Below are 16,635 nucleotides of genomic sequence, written 5' to 3' on the forward strand. Positions count from 1 at the left end.
GCGCTCTACAAATACTGGAGACTTTGCGTTAATTGACGTTTGCTGTCGCCACCGCTGATGTATCAGAGAACGACAATGTAAAGTCTCGCTCGGTATTAAGCACTTTGGCTGGAAACTCTAAGCTCAACTGCGTATGTGGCGCGACTTCTGAAGCAATGCTAGTAACGAATTTTCGGGTTTCTCCAGGAGAGATCGATATGTCACTTCCACCTTGTGATGAGAGCTCAGCGATACCCATTGTTTCAAGTGTGTTACCTGCAGTATCCGCCAGGTGTAGTAAAGATTCTGACTTGTAGATTAATTCTCCACTTTCTGTGCGATAGGCATTAAACGTGTTGAAATTTGGTTGTAATGATCCTTGTGATCCAATGTTAGTAACGGAAAATGTCACATTAGCGCCATCAAAGTTCTCGACTCTTACGAGTACGTTACCGTCTTGGTAACGAGCGGCTGCTGCCGCGGTTGCTTGTTGTTTCTGCCGCTGTTTCTCTTTTTCAATGTCGCTTAACTGTTTCTGCTCATTAGCGATTCGATTCTTTGCCATGGAGTACGACTGATCGACCATTGCTATTAAAGCGGGGATTGAATACAAAGTGAGGCCTTCCAAATGGTCAAAGTCGATTTTGGCATGTTGAGTACGTTTATGATTAGAAAATTGGCAGTAACCATCAATCAAACTGATGAAAGCCACTTCAAAAGTGCCCTGTAATCGGCTTACTTCCTGTGCTGCTTTCTCTAGATTTGAGCGGACTTTCCGAATCTCGTCCAAACTCTTTTGTGAAAGACGACCGTTTGGCGATACGTCGTTAGAAACCGAAACCAGTTCTTCGGTCACAAATGGATTGTTTTCGGCTGGAATCACCGTAGTTATACGGTTGGATTTGGTGATGTCTTCGCCCAATAAAACCATCATTTTTTGCGATGCGGCGGTTGTGTTGCCCGCTAATACGTCACTACAGTTTGGCGACGTATTGGCATACACGGCGAATGCGGTAAAAAGTGAAAGTGTAACGGACCAGCCGATGGTGACGAGTCCTGTCGTGGTTCGAGTATTCATCCTGATAACCCCTCTGTCATTTGGTGCGATTCACTGACGTAATTGCCAATCAAAAGATTGGCTCGCGACATTCAGAATGGTTCTGGTCAACCCTTCGTAGTGGGTCTGCCCACAGATGCTTTTTTAGTCGTTTATCAACCGCTAAGCCACGATTGATAAAGTGTCTGAAATTGAGAGCATTAACGCTGCGAAGTTGATGTCTTTGACTGAAAGATAGACGTAACTTTTCTAACCATCAAATACGTGATTGAGTTCTCATTTTTATATGAGTGAGAGGTTCAAGAGAAAACAGGCACTTACTGTAGAGAGTTGATTTGAAGGAAAAATATAAATTTTTTTGGGGAACTTTTTTGATGCTGCCTTTGAGACTTTTTTTGAATCTCAAAGGCAGGTTCTTACACTCGCGTTCAATTACAACGTGTTGAGGACATCCGCGAGTCGAGAGACAGCTGTCGTCAGTTCTTCTGGTGTAGCATTGGTAAAGTTAAGACGCAGAGCGGCTTTTACCTTTGAACCTTCTGGATAAAAGACCGGGCTCGGCACTACGGCAACCCAGTTTGCGAGAAGGTTTTTCGCCAGTTCGAAGGTGTCGCATTCTGGAATCTCGACCCAAACGAACATGCCACCATCGACGGGTTTGAGTACGCAACTTTCTGGCAGCTGTTTTTGCAGCTCAGCAAACATGACATCGTAACGTGATTTGTAAAGCGCACAGATGGTTGAAATGTGCGTTTCGAAGTTGTCATGTTGCAGCAGACCATGCAGCAAAGCTTGCATAGGAATACTAGAGTGCAGATCGGCACCTTGTTTAATTTTGATAAGTGGCTCAAGGTAGCTGCTTTTGCCCGTAACTACACCAATACGCAAGCCTGGTGAAGCTATTTTGGAGAAAGAGCGCAATACGATGGAGTGCTGTGGGCAGAAGTCCGAAACCAGTGGAAGCGCTTCACCAGAAAAACGCAGCTCGCGGTATGGTGCGTCTTCAATGAATGCCACGTCGTATTGTATACAAAGCTCGGCAACTTTTTGGCGAGTCTCTAGCGCCCAGCACACGCCCGTTGGGTTGTGAAAATCGGGCACGGCATAGAACATTTTCGGTTGCTGTGTAGCAAAGCATTGTTCAAGTTCTTCAAGGTTTGGACCACACTCGGTTTGTGAAACAGTCACGATGTTGGCTTGCACTAGACCGAATACTTGCATAGCACCAAGGTAGCTCGGTGCTTCCATTACCACTTTATCGCCCGGATTCACGTACGCACGCGCAATCAAATCTAGCCCTTGCTGAGAGCCCGTTGTGATCATCGCCAAATGAGATTCTGGCAGCTGGTAATAATCGGTCAAAAAATTAAGTAGCGGTGCGTAGCCTGCTGTTGCGCCATATTGAAACACCTCTGGCATATTCGCGAGGTTTTCTAGCGTCGGTTTCATTAAGTCGATCGGGAAGGTTTTTTCGTCCGGTAAGCCACCTGCAAGAGAAATGACGTTCTTATCGCTTGCTGCTGCGAGGATCTCTCGGATGTAGGATGACTTAGTTTGTTGTAATGAATGTGCGATTTCCATGTGCTGTGCTTCTCGTAATTGTCTTTTTTTATGTCACAAATAGTATAGGTAAATTGCCAAGCTTGGTGTGTCCATTTATGCTGTTAAATATGTCCATTTATGCTATTTAAGCGAAAGTTTACTCCGTGAGCCATCAACAAGTTTCCAGAATCAATGACGTGCTGTTTTACATTCACCAGGACATTAGCAGAGATTTATCGGCTAAAGAGCTAGCAGATGTAGCAGCCTATTCTGAACAGCACTTCCATCGTATTTTTAAAGATGTGGTAGGGGAGTCTGTCCATCAATATATCCGTCGCACAAGAATGGAATACGCCGCCAATCAACTGATGTTTGATACCAGCTCATCGGTGTTAGACATTGCTAACAAGTGCGGCTTTAGCTCGGTATCTTCTTTTAGCCGAGCGTTTAGAGCAACGTTCGCTATGTCTCCTGGCGCGTGGCGAAAACATGATTTACAAGTCGCAGAAAAGCCGTATCTAAAAGATCCGGAAGTGGCTGCGGGTTATCATCGGGTTGCTAAACGCGAGTTGCCAGAACCTAAAATTATGGAGGTTCCACAACGCTTTGCGGCTTATGTGCGGCATGAGGGTTATAGCCGTTCCATTCGCAATGCGTGGCTGATTTTGAAGGCGTGGGCAAGCTCTGAGAATCGGGACTTTTCGGTTCAATACGGTTTGCATCACTCCAACCCCGCTTGGGTTGAGCTCGATAAGTGTCGCTATGTGGCTTGTATGGCGATTGATAAGCCGCTTAAAGTACGCGGTGTCGTGAATCAAATGACGATTCCGGGTGGTTTGCATGCTGTTTTTCGCTTAACAGGGGTATATGGAGAGCTTCTTCCTCAATTGAGTATGGTGTTAGAAAAGTGGTTGCCGAATTCAGGCTTTAAGCAGCGTTCTACTCCCGCTTATGTTCACTATCATAAAAACCATTTCCTTAGCCATGATGAGGCGTTTGAGCTGGACTTCTATCTGCCCATCAGTTTTTTCTAACTGGAGTATTTATTTACTATCCGTAAGGAAGAAAATGCTAAGCTCTATATGGTGATTTTTTACAAATAATTGAAAATTAAATGAACATCGATCATGTAAAGCTATTTGTCCGTTTGGCTTCGACACACAACATCAGCATGGCTGGTCAGGAGCTTGGACTTTCTCCTGCTGTCGCTAGTGCGCACATCAACAAACTTGAGGACAGCTTAGGAGTTCGTTTAGTTCATCGCACCACACGCAAAGTTTCCTTAACTGAAGAAGGGCAGGCTTTTTTACCTCACGCGGAGGAGGTCCTTGCAACAGTGGAGGCAGCAAGGGGAGCTGTTGGCTCAGGGCAGAGCGCGCCAACGGGAGTATTACGTATAACCGCCTCTGCAACTTTTGGTCGCTTGCATATTGTGCCCGCATTAAAAGGTTTTATGGCGCGTTACCCAGGGTTAACCGTGGACTGCCGATTTTCTGATTCCATTATGGATCTGGTTGAGGGAGGTTTTGATGTCGCCATTCGTGTCGCTGAGTTGAAAGATTCTTCATTGGTCGCAAGAAAGCTTGCGCCAGATCGTCGTATTATCGTTGCATCACCAGATTATATTGAACAATTTGGGAGACCCAACAAGCCCCAAGACTTGACGAATCATGAGTGTATTAACTTAGTTGGAATGAATAATTGGTCATTCAATACAAAAGATGGAATGTTCAATGTAAGAACTTCTGGTCGTTTTAAAACCGATAATGGTGATGCGATGAGAGACGCGACGGTAAACGGGTTAGGTATTTCTATCAACTCGGTTTGGAGTGTTTATCAAGAATTACAAAGTGGTCAGCTAGTGGAAGTACTCGAAGATCACCCTTTAGCGATGGATGCTGGGATTTGGGCTGTGTACCCAAGCTCTCGTTTAATTGCGCCTAAGGTGCGTGCCTTTATTGATTACTTTGCTGAATACTATGGCACGCCACCTTATTGGGAGTTTGCGGAAAAGTGATAACAAGCTTCACTTATCGAATACATTGTTTTTAAGGTCCGAATAAAAACGAACCTCAAGATAATTCTTAATTGTTATTAATAGAGTTTGCTTAGGATTAATTCAATACTATCAATTATCTGCTGTGTTTTGCTTTGATCTAATGCATCAGGGTGTGGGGGCGCGAATGCTTCAATGTCATTATCGAAGTACATACCATGCGCTTGAGCAAACTCTTCTGATAGCGCAGCGCGAGTTAGAATATCTGCTCCTAAGCGGATATCACCACCAGCAACCCCATAAGCATCTTTAACCATCTTACTACCTAGGAATGATTTTGGGTTTACTGATACCAACATAGGGCCAGTGTTCTTAAGCTTTAGTCCGATTGCTCGTGACCACATCGTTAATGCCAATTTGCTTTGGGCATATGCTTCGCCATCTGACAATGGTTTGTTACCGAGTAAAGCGCTAGTGTTTACTGTTGTTTGTGCAGCTGAAGACAAATTAACCACACGACCCGTATCTCCGAGCAACGGCAATAGCTCTCTAGTGAGTAAGTAGGGAGCAATGGTGTTGACTGCGAAGCGTACATCAAGACCCTCTTTAGTTCTTGGATTTGGTGTTGCGTACACACCAGCATTGTTAATGATGACGTCTAAATGATTGAACCGTTCTGTTATCTCCATCACTATCTGTTTTACCGCATTGGGAGAGGATAAATCAGCAACAAGGCTTTCAACTTTACCACTTTTCATCTCCCTCAAACTTTGCTCAACTTGTTGAACTTTCTCTATATTCCGGCCATGGATTATTACGTGTTGTTCACGGTTAATTAACATTTTCGCGGTTTCTAAACCAATACCGTCAGTAGATCCAGTAACTAGAATTGTCTTTCGCATGATCGCTCTCATTGTTGAAGGTTAATATAGAACGATCATAGTGGCATCTTTTGCATTCGACTATTGAGACTAAAAAGAAAACACTTTCTAGGAAAAATTGAAAATAACTTTGTTGTTCTTTTTGTGGACGGTGCGACGAATTAACGTCTCATTAGATGCTACGGTTATACATGTGGTGCTCAAAAATTAGGCACTATTTTGTACTCAAATAATAGCCAAGAGGTCTCTATGTTAGGTGAAAATCACTCATTAACTCATGAATTCCCAGAACATTTGGATACCATTACTCAGCTTACCGAAAACGATGCATCATTTGCTGAAACCGTTAAAAACTACAATGCTTTAGATAAGGAAATCCGCGTACTAGAACTTCAAGGAAGCCCGATTGATGATCACGAAATGAACGTGTTAAAACATAACCGGGCTGAGCTCAAAGACTGGCTCCACTCGCGAATAATGGGTTCTTAGTGACGAAATGATCATCGGCTCGTAAATTGCGGGCCGATTTTAGTTCCAATGGACGATGCCAAGTGTGCAAACACTAGGAGTGCTGAGCAGGAGCTTGGAGCGGCAGGTGACCAGTTTTTACCCAAATGATCGTTTCTTGCTCTACAAAAGGAAAATGCTCACTCATATGTGGGCTTCGAATCCAAGAGAGAGCGGGATAGGTACCTAGCTCGTCTCTAAACTCTCCTGACAATACGAAAATTTCTTCACCACCAAAGTGACGGTGTGGTTGAAACTTCTTACCTTTTGGCCATTTAACCAATGCGACATGTTCGTGCTCAAAATTATGCAGCGGCATGACTTGCAACCCACCGACACCACTCTGCCAGCTCGCTTGGTTTGTATTAATGCGAACTGTTTCAAGATCCTCAGATTCGAACTGATTTAGTTTAACTAAAATCACACAGCCTTCTTTGCTAAATGGTGCGTGTTGACTTCCTGGAGGGTTACGAAGGTAAGTGCCGGCAGGATAGTCACCGTATTCGTCAGAGAATACCCCCTCGAGCACCAATATTTCTTCTCCTTGAGGGTGAGGATGAGTCGAAAACTGCGAATTTGGCTCGTACTTAACGACGCTGGTGGTATGCCCTGATTCTTTGGCTTCTCGTTCCAAAGGTTTGCGCCACACACCTTTGGAAGGGCTGGCGATCCACTCCTGTTGAGCAGTATCTATCACGATTCTTTTTGAAAAATCCATATTCAACATATTGAAATTCCGTTACTTATTTAATTACTAATTCTCATTAGTATACGTATAAAAAACATCAATTGATTCATTTGTTGATAGCCCAATTCATGGATTGAGTACGAACATGAAATCGGAGCCTAATTTAAATTTCCGCTTGTGTAATGAGAATTGTTATATTATAACATCGAAAAATTAAATGTTATAACATAACAAAAAGGAAAAAGTAGTGAATAAGAAATTGGTGTCTCTCGTGATCGGTAGCATTTTTGCATCCCCTGTTTTTGCCGACACACTATCGAACCCACAGATTGGTGTTGTTGTTGATGGCTACTACCAAGATGGCCAACGTCATAATTCTGAGCGCGAAGAAGGCTTTGGTCTAGGCCATACGGAATTAAACTTCTCATCAAATATCGACGACAAGTTTTACGGCGCATTGACCGCGGTTCTTGAAAGTCATGGTGATGATACAGAATTAGAGCTTGAAGAGGCATTCATCGAAACTTTGGCATTGCCATATGGTGTAAATGTGCGCGCTGGCCGATTCCTATCTGACTTTGGTTACCTGAATAACCAACACATGCACACCGATAGCTTTGTTGAGCGTCCAATTGCTTATCGTACTTTCCTTGGCTCGCACTACTACGATGATGGTGTACGTGCAAACATCGTGTTGCCAACCGACCTTTACGTAAAACTTGGTGTAGAAGCGCTCAGTGGTAGCAAAATGTCTTCTGTTGAAGATGGTTCTGAAGTTGGCGTGTACACCACGACGCTGAAGCTTGGTAGTGACTTCTCCGAATCTTCAAGTTGGCAGTTTGGTTTAAGTTACCTGCGTAACGAAAACGGCAAGGTTAAAGAATTCGAAGATCACGACCACGGTCATGAAGAAGAGCATGAGCACGATCACCATCATGGCGCAGCAGTGACAGGTGCGAACCTTTACGGTGCTGATTTTGTTTGGAAATGGGCACCAGACGGTAATTACAAATACAGCAACTTCACGCTATCGGCTGAATACATGCTGTTAGACGGTGTGGTAGACAGCAAATATAAAAACGATGCAGAGTCACCAGACAACTTAAGCGCTTACTATGTTTCGGGTGTTTATCGCTTCAACCCAAGCTGGTCAGCAGGTCTACGTTACGGCGAAGCAGAAAGCTACGATGGTCATGCACACGGCGACCACATGCATTTCACTGAGCTGAATGATAAAGAAATGGATGCGATGATCGCATGGGATTCTTCTCATTTCGGTACTATCCGTGCGCAATACACTCGCATTGATAACCAAGACAGCGAGACAGACAACGTGTTCACTCTGCAATACGTGATGACATTTGGAGCGCACGGTGCTCATGCGTTCTAAGCTGACATTGAATAAATGCAGTTTGGTGATGATGGCAGCAGGAGCTGCCATCATCTCTTCGCCTGCTTTGGCTCTAAACATTTTCGTTTGTGAGCCAGAATGGAAAGCCTTTCTTGAAAGCCACGCGCCAGATGCCAGTATTTATTCAGCGACAACGGCTAAGCAAGACCCACATTACGTACAAGCTCGTCCTTCTTTGATTGCGAAGATGCGCCAAGCGGACATGGCAATGTGCTCGGGTGCAGAACTAGAAGTGGGGTGGTTACCTATGCTGCAAGTTCGTAGCAGCAATGCGGCGGTGCAAAATGGTGCGCCGAGCATGATCTACGCGACGGACTTCGTGCGCATGTTAGATACTCATGCTCACGTTGACCGTAGCATGGGAGATATACACGCTCACGGTAACCCACATGTTCAATTTGCGGCAAATGACATGATTCCATTATCTCGTAAAGTCACGGATCGCCTAAAAGCGATTGATCCCGACAACGCACAAAGTTACCAAGTGAATGGTATGAAGTTTCGTGCTCATTGGCGTAAAAAGCTTAAAGAATGGAATGAGAAAGGGGCTGCTTTAAAGGGTAAGCAAGTTGTCGGTTATCACGCGACGTATCGTTATTTGTACGATTGGCTCGGAATGAAGCAGATTGCCGATCTCGAACCTAAACCGGGCATTTCACCGACCACATCTCACCTGCAATCACTTACCAAGTTAGATGCTGACAGTTTTGATGCGATTGTTTACTCCTCTCATCAGGATCAGCGTCCAGCGAACTGGTTGCAAGATCATACTGACAAACCTGTGATTCAACTGCCATTGACCGTTTCTGAGGGTGAAAACTTGGATGAGATGTACGATCAGGTCATTGATGATTTACTGGATGTGTTAGTGCCGCCCGTTCCTGTGAAGATCTGAGCCATGGCTGATTATGCATGGCTTTTACCTGCGGTTTTGTGTGGTTTAATTGCGTTAGTTGGCAACATCGTTCTGGGGCAACAAGTTCTTAATCGTCAGATCATCTTTATAGATTTGGCGGTGGCGCAAGTCGCGGCATTGGGGGCAGCACTTAGCCACTACTGGTTGAGCCAATACGCGCTGTTCTCAGGCACATTCTTTGGCGAAATGATTGGCCCTTGGGTGATGTCTTTGATGCTTTGCGGTTTGATCGCCCTTATGGAGAAACGATACCAGCAGCATTTAGAGCCCATGATTGGCAGCTTGTTTGTCGTGTCTGCATCGCTGGCAATCCTGCTGGTGAGCAAAGACCCACACGGCGGAGACTTTATTCAAGGCATTCTTAATGGGCAACTGTTATGGGCGACTTGGGCAGACGTCTGGCCTTTGGCACTCATTACCGCTGCGATGTTGCTATTGGTTTGGTTAAAACCTGCGTTTATGCGCGGTAGTGGTTTTTATCTGATCTTTGCTATTCTGATGCCCATTACGGTCAAGTTAACCGGCATTTATTTAGAATTTGCTTTGTTGGTGATTCCAGCTTTATGTGCGGCAGCATTGAAGGGAACTCGATTCTTTGTCGCCAGTATCAGCATTGGTATTGTTGGGATCTTATCGGGTATTGCCGCATCGGCTCGCTATGACTTACCGAGTGGTGCGAGTATTGTGATCACCCTGTTTATTGCTGGCATGTTGTTTAATCTCTTGCTTCAGCCTTTTCTGGTGAAAATAACAAAACCAGCTTTTGTAAGAGATTAAGAGACAAGTAATATTGGTCTGATGAAGTAGTATTTGATTAATCAGACCAATACTTTTCTATCCAAGCCCTCCAATCGTGTAACTTTGCGCCTTCCAACACACTTTCTTACGTTGATCTTGCCATAGTCATCAAGTTGCCTTGATTAGTTCACATCCGACTCCCAGACTGTTTCTATAGTTTTTATAAGATATAAAAGACCCTGCGTATGAGAAGCGCAGCTGTAACGCGACTAGGCATAAAAACAAAAACGCTAGGGATACAAGCGAATTTGTAATCTCAACATTTAAGGAAGACCAAGATGAAACCGGAAAAAGTAGCAGTAGTCACTGGTGCGGCTCGTGGTATTGGCCAAGCGATTTGTGAACAATTACTGGAGGATGGATTCCACGTAATCGGGCTAGACATATCGCCCGTGGAATGGAGTCAGTCGGCGCAGCTAAGCAGTTATCAAGTCAACTTGTGTGATGCCGAAGCCGTAAGTGAAGTAGTAGAAAGTGTTGTAGAGCAGCACGGAAGAATCGATGCTCTGGTTAACAACGCGGGCATCACTCGAGATGCATTGTTGCCAGATATGTTAGAGCAAGACTGGGACAGCGTGATCGACGTGAACCTAAAAGCGGTGTTCTTACTCACCCAACGTGTTGCTCCTGTCATGCTAGAGCAGGGCACAGGCAGTATTGTTAGCATTTCTTCTATAGTGGGAACGGATGGTAATATCGGCCAGAGCAACTACGGCGCAAGTAAAGGCGGCGTCATCTCAATGAGCAAAGGCTGGGCGAAAGAACTTTCAAGAAAGGGTGCACAGATACGCGTCAACTGTGTCGCGCCAGGCTTTATCGCCACCGACATGACCAAGAACCTGCCAGAGAAAGTCATTCAAATGATGGAAGGCAAAACCCCATTAGGGCGCATGGGCTCAGTTCAAGATATTGCCAATGGCGTCTCTTTCCTAACCTCAGATAAGAGCGCCTACATCACAGGCCAAGTGCTCAAGATTGACGGTGGGCTGGTGTTATAGCTCGCTAATCAAAACGTCAAATAACAAACGCCCTTTACTTATATGAAGGGCGTTTTTGTTTGAGGAACCCGACTTATGTGAGTACTACTAACTACTAATAGAAAGCTTCGATGCCGCTTCGAGTTGAGTTTTTGAAGCAAAAGGCCAATACGTTTGAATAGCGTCTCCTCTTAAACACTGCATTCCCTAAAGCACAGTATTCCCAAAAGAAAAGCCCACCGAAAAGCGGGCTTTGTTCTCTTCTAATAACGAGAAAAATAACTAGTAGCTCGCTTGAATGCTGACACCGCTATAGTTTGAGTAACCTTGAATCATGACGTGATAACGTCCACTTTGCGTCGCACTGACCGTACATGTTTCATTGTTACCGTATTTGAAAGGTCGGCAGTCCCATGCATTCAGTGCTGGTTTTGCTCCAAAACGGAGATACAAATCCGCATCGCCACTGCCACCATACATTTGTACGGTTAAGCGCTGCCCAGCTTCTACATCAACATAGTAATACGCTACTTGACCAGTTGAACTACTTAAACCACTTACTGGCACGCCCGAGGTTAATTTGCCTTCTGGGTCCGGTGTTGGGTCTGGGCCACCGCAGTCTTGGCCACAATCTGCATCCGTTAAGCTATAAAGTAGCTTGTTCACGCTGCCTCTTGTGTCCGTCACTTTTCCGCTAGTTGCGCGGCTAACGATCAAGGCCTCTACTTGGCTTGGAGACAGTGAACTGTTTTCTTGAAGATACAATGCTGCTACACCCGCCACATGTGGCGTCGCCATCGAAGTGCCACTAATGGTTTTGTAGCCACCGTCATACCATGCAGATTTGATTTGTGAACCTGGCGCAAATACATCCACACAACTGCCCCAGTTTGAAAAACTCGAACGTGCATCCGTGCTAGTGGTCGATCCGACAGTTACTCCGGAAGCAACGCGTGCTGGAGAATAGTTACACGCATCGGCGTTGGAGTTACCTGCTGCTAGCATAAAGCTGACACCTGACTGAACCGCACTTTGCACCGCACTATCCAGAGCGACGGATTGACCGCCGCCTAAACTCATGTTGGCGACTGAAGGTCCGGAAGCGTTCGCAGCCACCCAGTCCACACCGGCAATAACACCAGAAGTAGAACCCGATCCGGTACAGCTCAATACTCTCACGCCGACAAGGTTGACGTTTTTCGCAACACCATACAAGCTGCCGCCAATGGTGCCAGCTACGTGTGTGCCGTGTCCATTACAGTCACTTGCATCTGCATCGTTATCGACAAAGTCATACCCTGAAACTGAGCGACCACCGAACTCAACATGCGCGTTATTCACACCAGTATCGATGACATAAGCCGTTACCCCAGTCCCATCAAAGTTGGCACTGTAGTTGTTATCGAGTGGCAAGTTTCGTTGGTCGATTCGGTCTAGTCCCCAAATGGCATTGGTTTGATTTGCGTCTGCCGAGACTATTGGGTCAAGCGATAGGATTCTGTCTTGCTCAATGTAGTCCACACGAGGATCAGAACGCAGATCTTTTAGTTGCTCAGGACTCAAGTTAGCGACAAATCCACTTATCGAGTGGTCAAAAACCGACTCCACTTTTACCGAATACAAACCAGACATGCGGTCTACGGATTGTTGCGTGAATTGCTCGAATTCCGTTGAGTTGCTCGCCATCATTTGCGGTTGTTGAAATACCACTATGTAGCGATCTGCAATGGCGATCTCGTCCGGTGCGAGCATTAATGTGGCTGGTAATATGTCCGGAGCTTGTTGTAACTCTGTACTGTCCACAATCTCATTGGATTGCGAAAAAGCGAGAGAAGAATGAAAACAGAGCGCGGAGGTGATACAACAACTTAGTAGTTTCTTTAACATAAAATGTTCCTTGAAATCATAGTCTTGTTGATTTTTACCTAGTACCAAACTGTCAACACGAAAACACAGACAATCAGCGTAGTACGTGCTGAAGTGACGTTACACAAGTCAAACTAGACAATGAGCAATTATATGTATAACTGATAATAATTCGCATACTCAGAAACATGATCAATAACCAAGCTTTATTGAAATTGAAATGCAAAGATTCATTTAGACTTAGAGCAAAATCCCTAAAATAGAATAATTCTACACACCTGGCATATTGCCTGTTATATGACCTCATCTTACCGATAATTTACGCAATAAAAACCTAACTATCTATCCTTTCATTGGTCACAACTCAAATCGGTTGATAGATGTTAATATAGCCACCTGATTTCTGATGTTTTTTAACTCATGGTTACTATCCAAGTTCAATGTCGTTTCTGTAATAAAACCAGAGCCCGTTCGTGAACATGGAAAAGGGCATTCTGGCTTTCCTCGCTCCAGATGTATCGAGTGTCGAAAGAGCTTTAACTTGATTAAGTTTACGAAGCCCGCAAGCCAGATGTAAAAGAAAAAATTGTTGATATGTCAATGAATAGCTCTGGCGTTAGGGAAACAGTACAAGTGTTGAATGTCGCATACAACACGGTATTGAGCACTTTAAAAAATCTCGCGCCAAGGTAAGTAACCTCAATGCCTTTCGATAAAGCAAATATAAGACTAATTTGTAAACTTGAAAGGCTAGCTGTATTGGTTGAGGAATATGAGGAAAACACTTCCCCATTTAAGAACTGAAACACACTTTTGCCCCTTTTCGTGTTAGCACGGAAACTGTCCTGCTACCAGACTTGTGTTTCAATAGTGCCTTGTAGTATCGAAAACACTTACCACAAACTCTAGAGATTTATGTACTATACCACCTACTGGAAGCTTGATGGGTGGTATTGACGTGAACTTATCTCAAATTGATCTGAATTTGCTCTTTGTTTTAAAGCACTTGCTCGAAGAGAAGCATGTATCTAACACCGCTATGGCTTTAAATATGAGCCAGTCTGCGGTAAGTCGAGCACTGCAAAAAATGAGAGTTTTCTTTAATGACGAATTACTGGTACGCAAGAAATACGGCTATGAACTGACTCCAAAAGCAGAGTCAGTAAGGCAAGACATTAATAATGTGATTACCAGTTTAGAAAAACTTGCCCATAGAGACTCGTTTGATCCGAGCACTGTATCAAGCACCGTTAAGGTTTACGGCCTTCTTCCTCAGATTAATACCTTAATGCCTAAGGTTATCGCTAAGATTCGGCAAGAGGCTCCAAACCTTAAGGTCAGTTTGGACTCAGCACCAAAACGTCATTTTGATGCGTTGGTGGCTGGAGATGTTCATTTCGCACTTTCCTCTCATCAACCGCCAAGCTCTGAGCAAAATATCTATCGAATGGTTGTTGCTAAGCGTACTTTCCGTTTGCTTATGAGCCGCTATCATCCACTGGCCGATTTAGAGCTAACTCCAGAGCGTTTGGCCGAATTTGACTTTGGACAAGTCTCTTTGCAGGGTGAGAAGCGATTGTCGTTTGAGCATAAATACCAAGAGCTAGGGTTAGCGAACAAAAAAAAGCGTTTATCAGCGCCAGTGCAACTGAATAACTTTAGTTCTGCTCCAAGTATCGCTGCGGAGACTGAGATTATATTTCATCTACCGACACCTTTTGCAGAGGCAGCTTGTCAAGACCCTCGCTTGATCGTTCGAGAAGTACCTGCCGAGCTACAGTTGGACTTTCAAGAAGTCTTCCTATATTGGCACAAACGCTTTAACGATGATCCTATGTGTGAATGGGTACGAGAGATCTTTAAACAGCTCTATGTTGGAACCGATACTTTAGCTTAAATGCTTATATCGGGTAATTCGTGGTTAACTATTCGTATATTGGATAGTGATATTCTCTTTTCTCGATAGTGATTAACTTGTCAGTGATTATGATAATCAGGTTTAATTGATAATAATTATTAAATGCAATTACATTTTAAGCCTATTCAATATGAAGCCTCTTTTCACATACTCTCTATTTTCTACATCAGTTGTTTCTGCTTGTATTACTGTACCTATGGTCGTTGTTGCAAATGACCAGTTACCTGAGACTGGTATCAATACAACAGCAATGGAAACCGTAGTGGTTACAGCCTCTGGTTACGAACAGAATGTCACAGAAGCGCCAGCAACAATAAGTGTTCTCACCCGAGAGCAACTTGAAAATCGCTCATATAAAGATTTGACTGATGCTTTAAGTGATATACCTGGGGTAACCGTTACAGGAGGTGGTGATGGCCAAGATATCTCAATTCGAGGTATGCCTGCTCAATATACGGCCATTCTTGTTGATGGCAGGAAGCTGTCTGGTCGAGAAACTCAAACTAATGGTAGTACGTTTACTGAACAAGACTGGCTTCCCCCGTTGAGTGCAATTGAACGTATTGAAGTTGTACGTGGCCCTATGTCAACCCTTTATGGGTCTGATGCTTTGGGGGGTGTGATTAATATTATTACGCGTAAAAATTATCAAGAGTGGCACGGAAGCTTGCGTGCAGAAACGACGCTTCAAGAAAATTCAAAATCTGGAAATAGCTATCAAGGGCAGCTTTACCTTGCTGGCCCTGTCATTGATGGTCTGTTGAGTACTTCTTTGACTGGACTGTATCAGGAAAGAAAAGAAGATGAAATTGAAGGTGGTTATGCAGGTAAGACACTCGACAACTATCGAGCTTCTTTGTACCTCACACCTACCTCGGATGACACTTTTACTCTGGAGTTCACCAATCATAACCAAGAGCGAGAGACCACTCTAGGTAAATCAGTGGAGCGAGAGTCTCAAGTTGCAGTACGAGAATATGAACGCCAATCTATTGGTTTTAGCCACGACGGAAACTACTCTTGGGGTACAAGTTCTTCATTTATCAGTAATGAAACAGTAAAAAATATCGGTGCAGATAAAGAAGTCGAGAATAGTCAAATTAATACGCAATGGGGTCTGCCTCTTAATGCTCACTACTTAACACTGGGCGCATCTTTCGAGCAAAAGGATCTGACTGATAATAAACTGTCATTGACCTCTAAAAACAAGCAATGGGCAGTATTTGCTGAGGACGAGTGGTATCTCACGGATACATTCGCTCTCACCCTTGGTTTACGTTACGACGACAATGAGATCTTTGACGGGCAATTTAGCCCAAGAGCTTACGGGGTCTGGTCTATTGACCCTAGTTGGACGCTAAAAGGTGGTGTGTCTACGGGTTATCGAGCACCTAGTTTGACACAAATGGACGAAGAGTGGGTTCAAGAGAGCTGTAGAGGGCGTTGTTCTATTTACGGTAATCCAGACTTAACAGCAGAAACCTCCATCAATACAGAGATGGGACTGTATTACGTTAATGAGCGAGACCTTTCTGCAAACATTACTTTGTTTTACAGCGACTTCAAAGACAAGATCGAAAGTGAGTTTGTCGATCCGATGTGTACTGATAGCAGAAGTTGCGACCGCACTTACGTCAACATTGATGATGCGAACAGCTATGGTGCAGAAAGTTCCGTATCTAAGGGTATTACAGAGTCAATTACACTAAGTGCAACCTACTCGTATACTCGTAGTGAAAAGAACACTAATGACGATGATGATGGCTTGCCTCTTGTACAAGCACCTGAACATATCTTCTCACTTAATGGTGATTGGGCAGTGCGTGATGATGTTGCTTCATGGGCCCGCATGAACTATCAAGGCAAAGAGAAAAACAACATCACTAGTGATAGCACAAGAACGTTGGCACCTTCTATTACTTACGTGGATCTCGGTGTGAACTGGCGTGTAACTAAGAATGTGAAGTTAATGGCAGCGGTTTATAACTTGTTCGATGAGCAAATCACAGAGGAAGAGTTTGGCTACATTGAAGATGGCCGACGCTACTGGTTAGCTGCTGAAGCGACTTTCTAATCTACTTACTTTTTTAAGCGAATAA

Annotated in this window: 14 protein-coding genes and 1 pseudogene; 10 read left to right on the forward strand and 5 right to left on the reverse strand. The window is 44.2% G+C overall.

From position 1 onward, the window contains the following. Window positions 1–28: 28 nt before the first annotated feature. Both KJB35_RS14155 and KJB35_RS14160 read right to left on the reverse strand, forming a co-directional pair. Complete coding sequence (locus KJB35_RS14155) at window positions 29–1,057, reverse strand: hypothetical protein (RefSeq protein ID WP_285357052.1); 1,029 nt, start codon at window positions 1,055–1,057, stop codon at window positions 29–31. Window positions 1,058–1,468: 411 nt separating this feature from the next. Further along, window positions 1,469–2,617 carry a PLP-dependent aminotransferase family protein gene (locus KJB35_RS14160; protein WP_158159473.1) on the reverse strand — a complete coding sequence of 383 codons (1,149 nt, stop codon included), beginning with the start codon at window positions 2,615–2,617 and terminating at the stop codon, window positions 1,469–1,471. A gap of 125 nt (window positions 2,618–2,742) precedes the next feature. On the opposite strand from KJB35_RS14160, the gene KJB35_RS14165 reads away from it, so the two are divergent. Continuing rightward, a complete protein-coding gene (locus KJB35_RS14165) occupies window positions 2,743–3,612 on the forward strand; it encodes a GyrI-like domain-containing protein (RefSeq protein WP_033906341.1) in 870 nt (289 codons plus the stop codon). Window positions 3,613–3,692: 80 nt separating this feature from the next. Next, window positions 3,693–4,595, forward strand: coding sequence for a LysR family transcriptional regulator (locus KJB35_RS14170; RefSeq protein ID WP_005373741.1), 903 nt, complete (start codon window positions 3,693–3,695; stop codon window positions 4,593–4,595). Window positions 4,596–4,672: 77 nt separating this feature from the next. Here KJB35_RS14170 and KJB35_RS14175 read toward each other — a convergent pair whose 3' ends face one another. Continuing rightward, window positions 4,673–5,476 carry an SDR family NAD(P)-dependent oxidoreductase gene (locus tag KJB35_RS14175; RefSeq protein WP_191115795.1) on the reverse strand — a complete coding sequence of 268 codons (804 nt, stop codon included), beginning with the start codon at window positions 5,474–5,476 and terminating at the stop codon, window positions 4,673–4,675. A gap of 228 nt (window positions 5,477–5,704) precedes the next feature. On the opposite strand from KJB35_RS14175, the gene KJB35_RS14180 reads away from it, so the two are divergent. Then, window positions 5,705–5,944, forward strand: a complete 240-nt coding sequence (locus KJB35_RS14180; protein WP_005373737.1) for a YdcH family protein — start codon at window positions 5,705–5,707, stop codon at window positions 5,942–5,944. Between the two features lie 73 nt (window positions 5,945–6,017). Here KJB35_RS14180 and KJB35_RS14185 read toward each other — a convergent pair whose 3' ends face one another. After that, window positions 6,018–6,689, reverse strand: a complete 672-nt coding sequence (locus KJB35_RS14185) for a cupin domain-containing protein (protein WP_025767962.1) — start codon at window positions 6,687–6,689, stop codon at window positions 6,018–6,020. Between the two features lie 208 nt (window positions 6,690–6,897). Here KJB35_RS14185 and KJB35_RS14190 point away from each other — a divergent pair, with 208 nt between their 5' ends. The 4 genes from KJB35_RS14190 (at window position 6,898) to fabG (ending at window position 10,773) form a co-directional block, all read left to right on the forward strand. Then, the gene (locus KJB35_RS14190; protein WP_171345897.1) at window positions 6,898–8,040 is read left to right on the forward strand and encodes a hypothetical protein; all 1,143 of its coding nucleotides are present in this window, start codon (window positions 6,898–6,900) and stop codon (window positions 8,038–8,040) included. After that, entirely contained in the window at window positions 8,030–8,956 is a 927-nt protein-coding gene (locus KJB35_RS14195) for a metal ABC transporter solute-binding protein, Zn/Mn family (protein WP_171342629.1), read from the forward strand. Before KJB35_RS14190 ends, KJB35_RS14195 begins: the two co-directional genes overlap by 11 nt. 3 nt (window positions 8,957–8,959) lie before the next feature. Then, entirely contained in the window at window positions 8,960–9,754 is a 795-nt protein-coding gene (locus tag KJB35_RS14200; RefSeq protein WP_149192137.1) for a metal ABC transporter permease, read from the forward strand. Between the two features lie 299 nt (window positions 9,755–10,053). Beyond that, window positions 10,054–10,773, forward strand: coding sequence for a 3-oxoacyl-ACP reductase FabG (gene fabG / locus KJB35_RS14205; RefSeq protein WP_017633598.1), 720 nt, complete (start codon window positions 10,054–10,056; stop codon window positions 10,771–10,773). Window positions 10,774–11,034: 261 nt separating this feature from the next. Here fabG and KJB35_RS14210 read toward each other — a convergent pair whose 3' ends face one another. Beyond that, a complete protein-coding gene (locus KJB35_RS14210; protein WP_213907762.1) occupies window positions 11,035–12,639 on the reverse strand; it encodes a S8 family peptidase in 1,605 nt (534 codons plus the stop codon). A 399-nt stretch (window positions 12,640–13,038) separates the two neighbouring features. On the opposite strand from KJB35_RS14210, the pseudogene KJB35_RS14215 reads away from it, so the two are divergent. The 3 genes and pseudogenes from KJB35_RS14215 to KJB35_RS14225 all read left to right on the forward strand — a co-directional run. Beyond that, window positions 13,039–13,308, forward strand: a pseudogene (locus KJB35_RS14215) (IS1-like element transposase); the annotation flags it as partial. A 253-nt stretch (window positions 13,309–13,561) separates the two neighbouring features. Then, window positions 13,562–14,515 (forward strand): LysR family transcriptional regulator, encoded by a 954-nt coding sequence (locus KJB35_RS14220; RefSeq protein ID WP_017819843.1) that lies wholly within the window; start codon window positions 13,562–13,564, stop codon window positions 14,513–14,515. A gap of 151 nt (window positions 14,516–14,666) precedes the next feature. Beyond that, window positions 14,667–16,610, forward strand: a complete 1,944-nt coding sequence (locus KJB35_RS14225; protein ID WP_285357065.1) for a TonB-dependent receptor domain-containing protein — start codon at window positions 14,667–14,669, stop codon at window positions 16,608–16,610. Window positions 16,611–16,635 lie beyond the last annotated feature (25 nt).

Source organism: Vibrio sp. D431a, assembly GCF_030248655.1.
Lineage (GTDB): Bacteria > Pseudomonadota > Gammaproteobacteria > Enterobacterales > Vibrionaceae > Vibrio > Vibrio alginolyticus.

Bases quoted from the DNA above. Each gene is read 5' to 3' on its own strand.
- KJB35_RS14155 (WP_285357052.1), bottom strand. From the start codon at position 1,057: ATGAATACTCGAACCACGACAGGACTCGTCACCATCGGCTGGTCCGTT.
- KJB35_RS14160 (WP_158159473.1), bottom strand. From the start codon at position 2,617: ATGGAAATCGCACATTCATTACAACAAACTAAGTCATCCTACATCCGA.
- KJB35_RS14170 (WP_005373741.1), top strand. From the start codon at position 3,693: ATGAACATCGATCATGTAAAGCTATTTGTCCGTTTGGCTTCGACACAC.
- KJB35_RS14175 (WP_191115795.1), bottom strand. From the start codon at position 5,476: ATGCGAAAGACAATTCTAGTTACTGGATCTACTGACGGTATTGGTTTA.
- KJB35_RS14180 (WP_005373737.1), top strand. From the start codon at position 5,705: ATGTTAGGTGAAAATCACTCATTAACTCATGAATTCCCAGAACATTTG.
- KJB35_RS14185 (WP_025767962.1), bottom strand. From the start codon at position 6,689: ATGTTGAATATGGATTTTTCAAAAAGAATCGTGATAGATACTGCTCAA.
- KJB35_RS14195 (WP_171342629.1), top strand. From the start codon at position 8,030: ATGCGTTCTAAGCTGACATTGAATAAATGCAGTTTGGTGATGATGGCA.
- KJB35_RS14200 (WP_149192137.1), top strand. From the start codon at position 8,960: ATGGCTGATTATGCATGGCTTTTACCTGCGGTTTTGTGTGGTTTAATT.
- fabG (WP_017633598.1), top strand. From the start codon at position 10,054: ATGAAACCGGAAAAAGTAGCAGTAGTCACTGGTGCGGCTCGTGGTATT.
- KJB35_RS14210 (WP_213907762.1), bottom strand. From the start codon at position 12,639: ATGTTAAAGAAACTACTAAGTTGTTGTATCACCTCCGCGCTCTGTTTT.
- KJB35_RS14220 (WP_017819843.1), top strand. From the start codon at position 13,562: ATGGGTGGTATTGACGTGAACTTATCTCAAATTGATCTGAATTTGCTC.
- KJB35_RS14225 (WP_285357065.1), top strand. From the start codon at position 14,667: ATGAAGCCTCTTTTCACATACTCTCTATTTTCTACATCAGTTGTTTCT.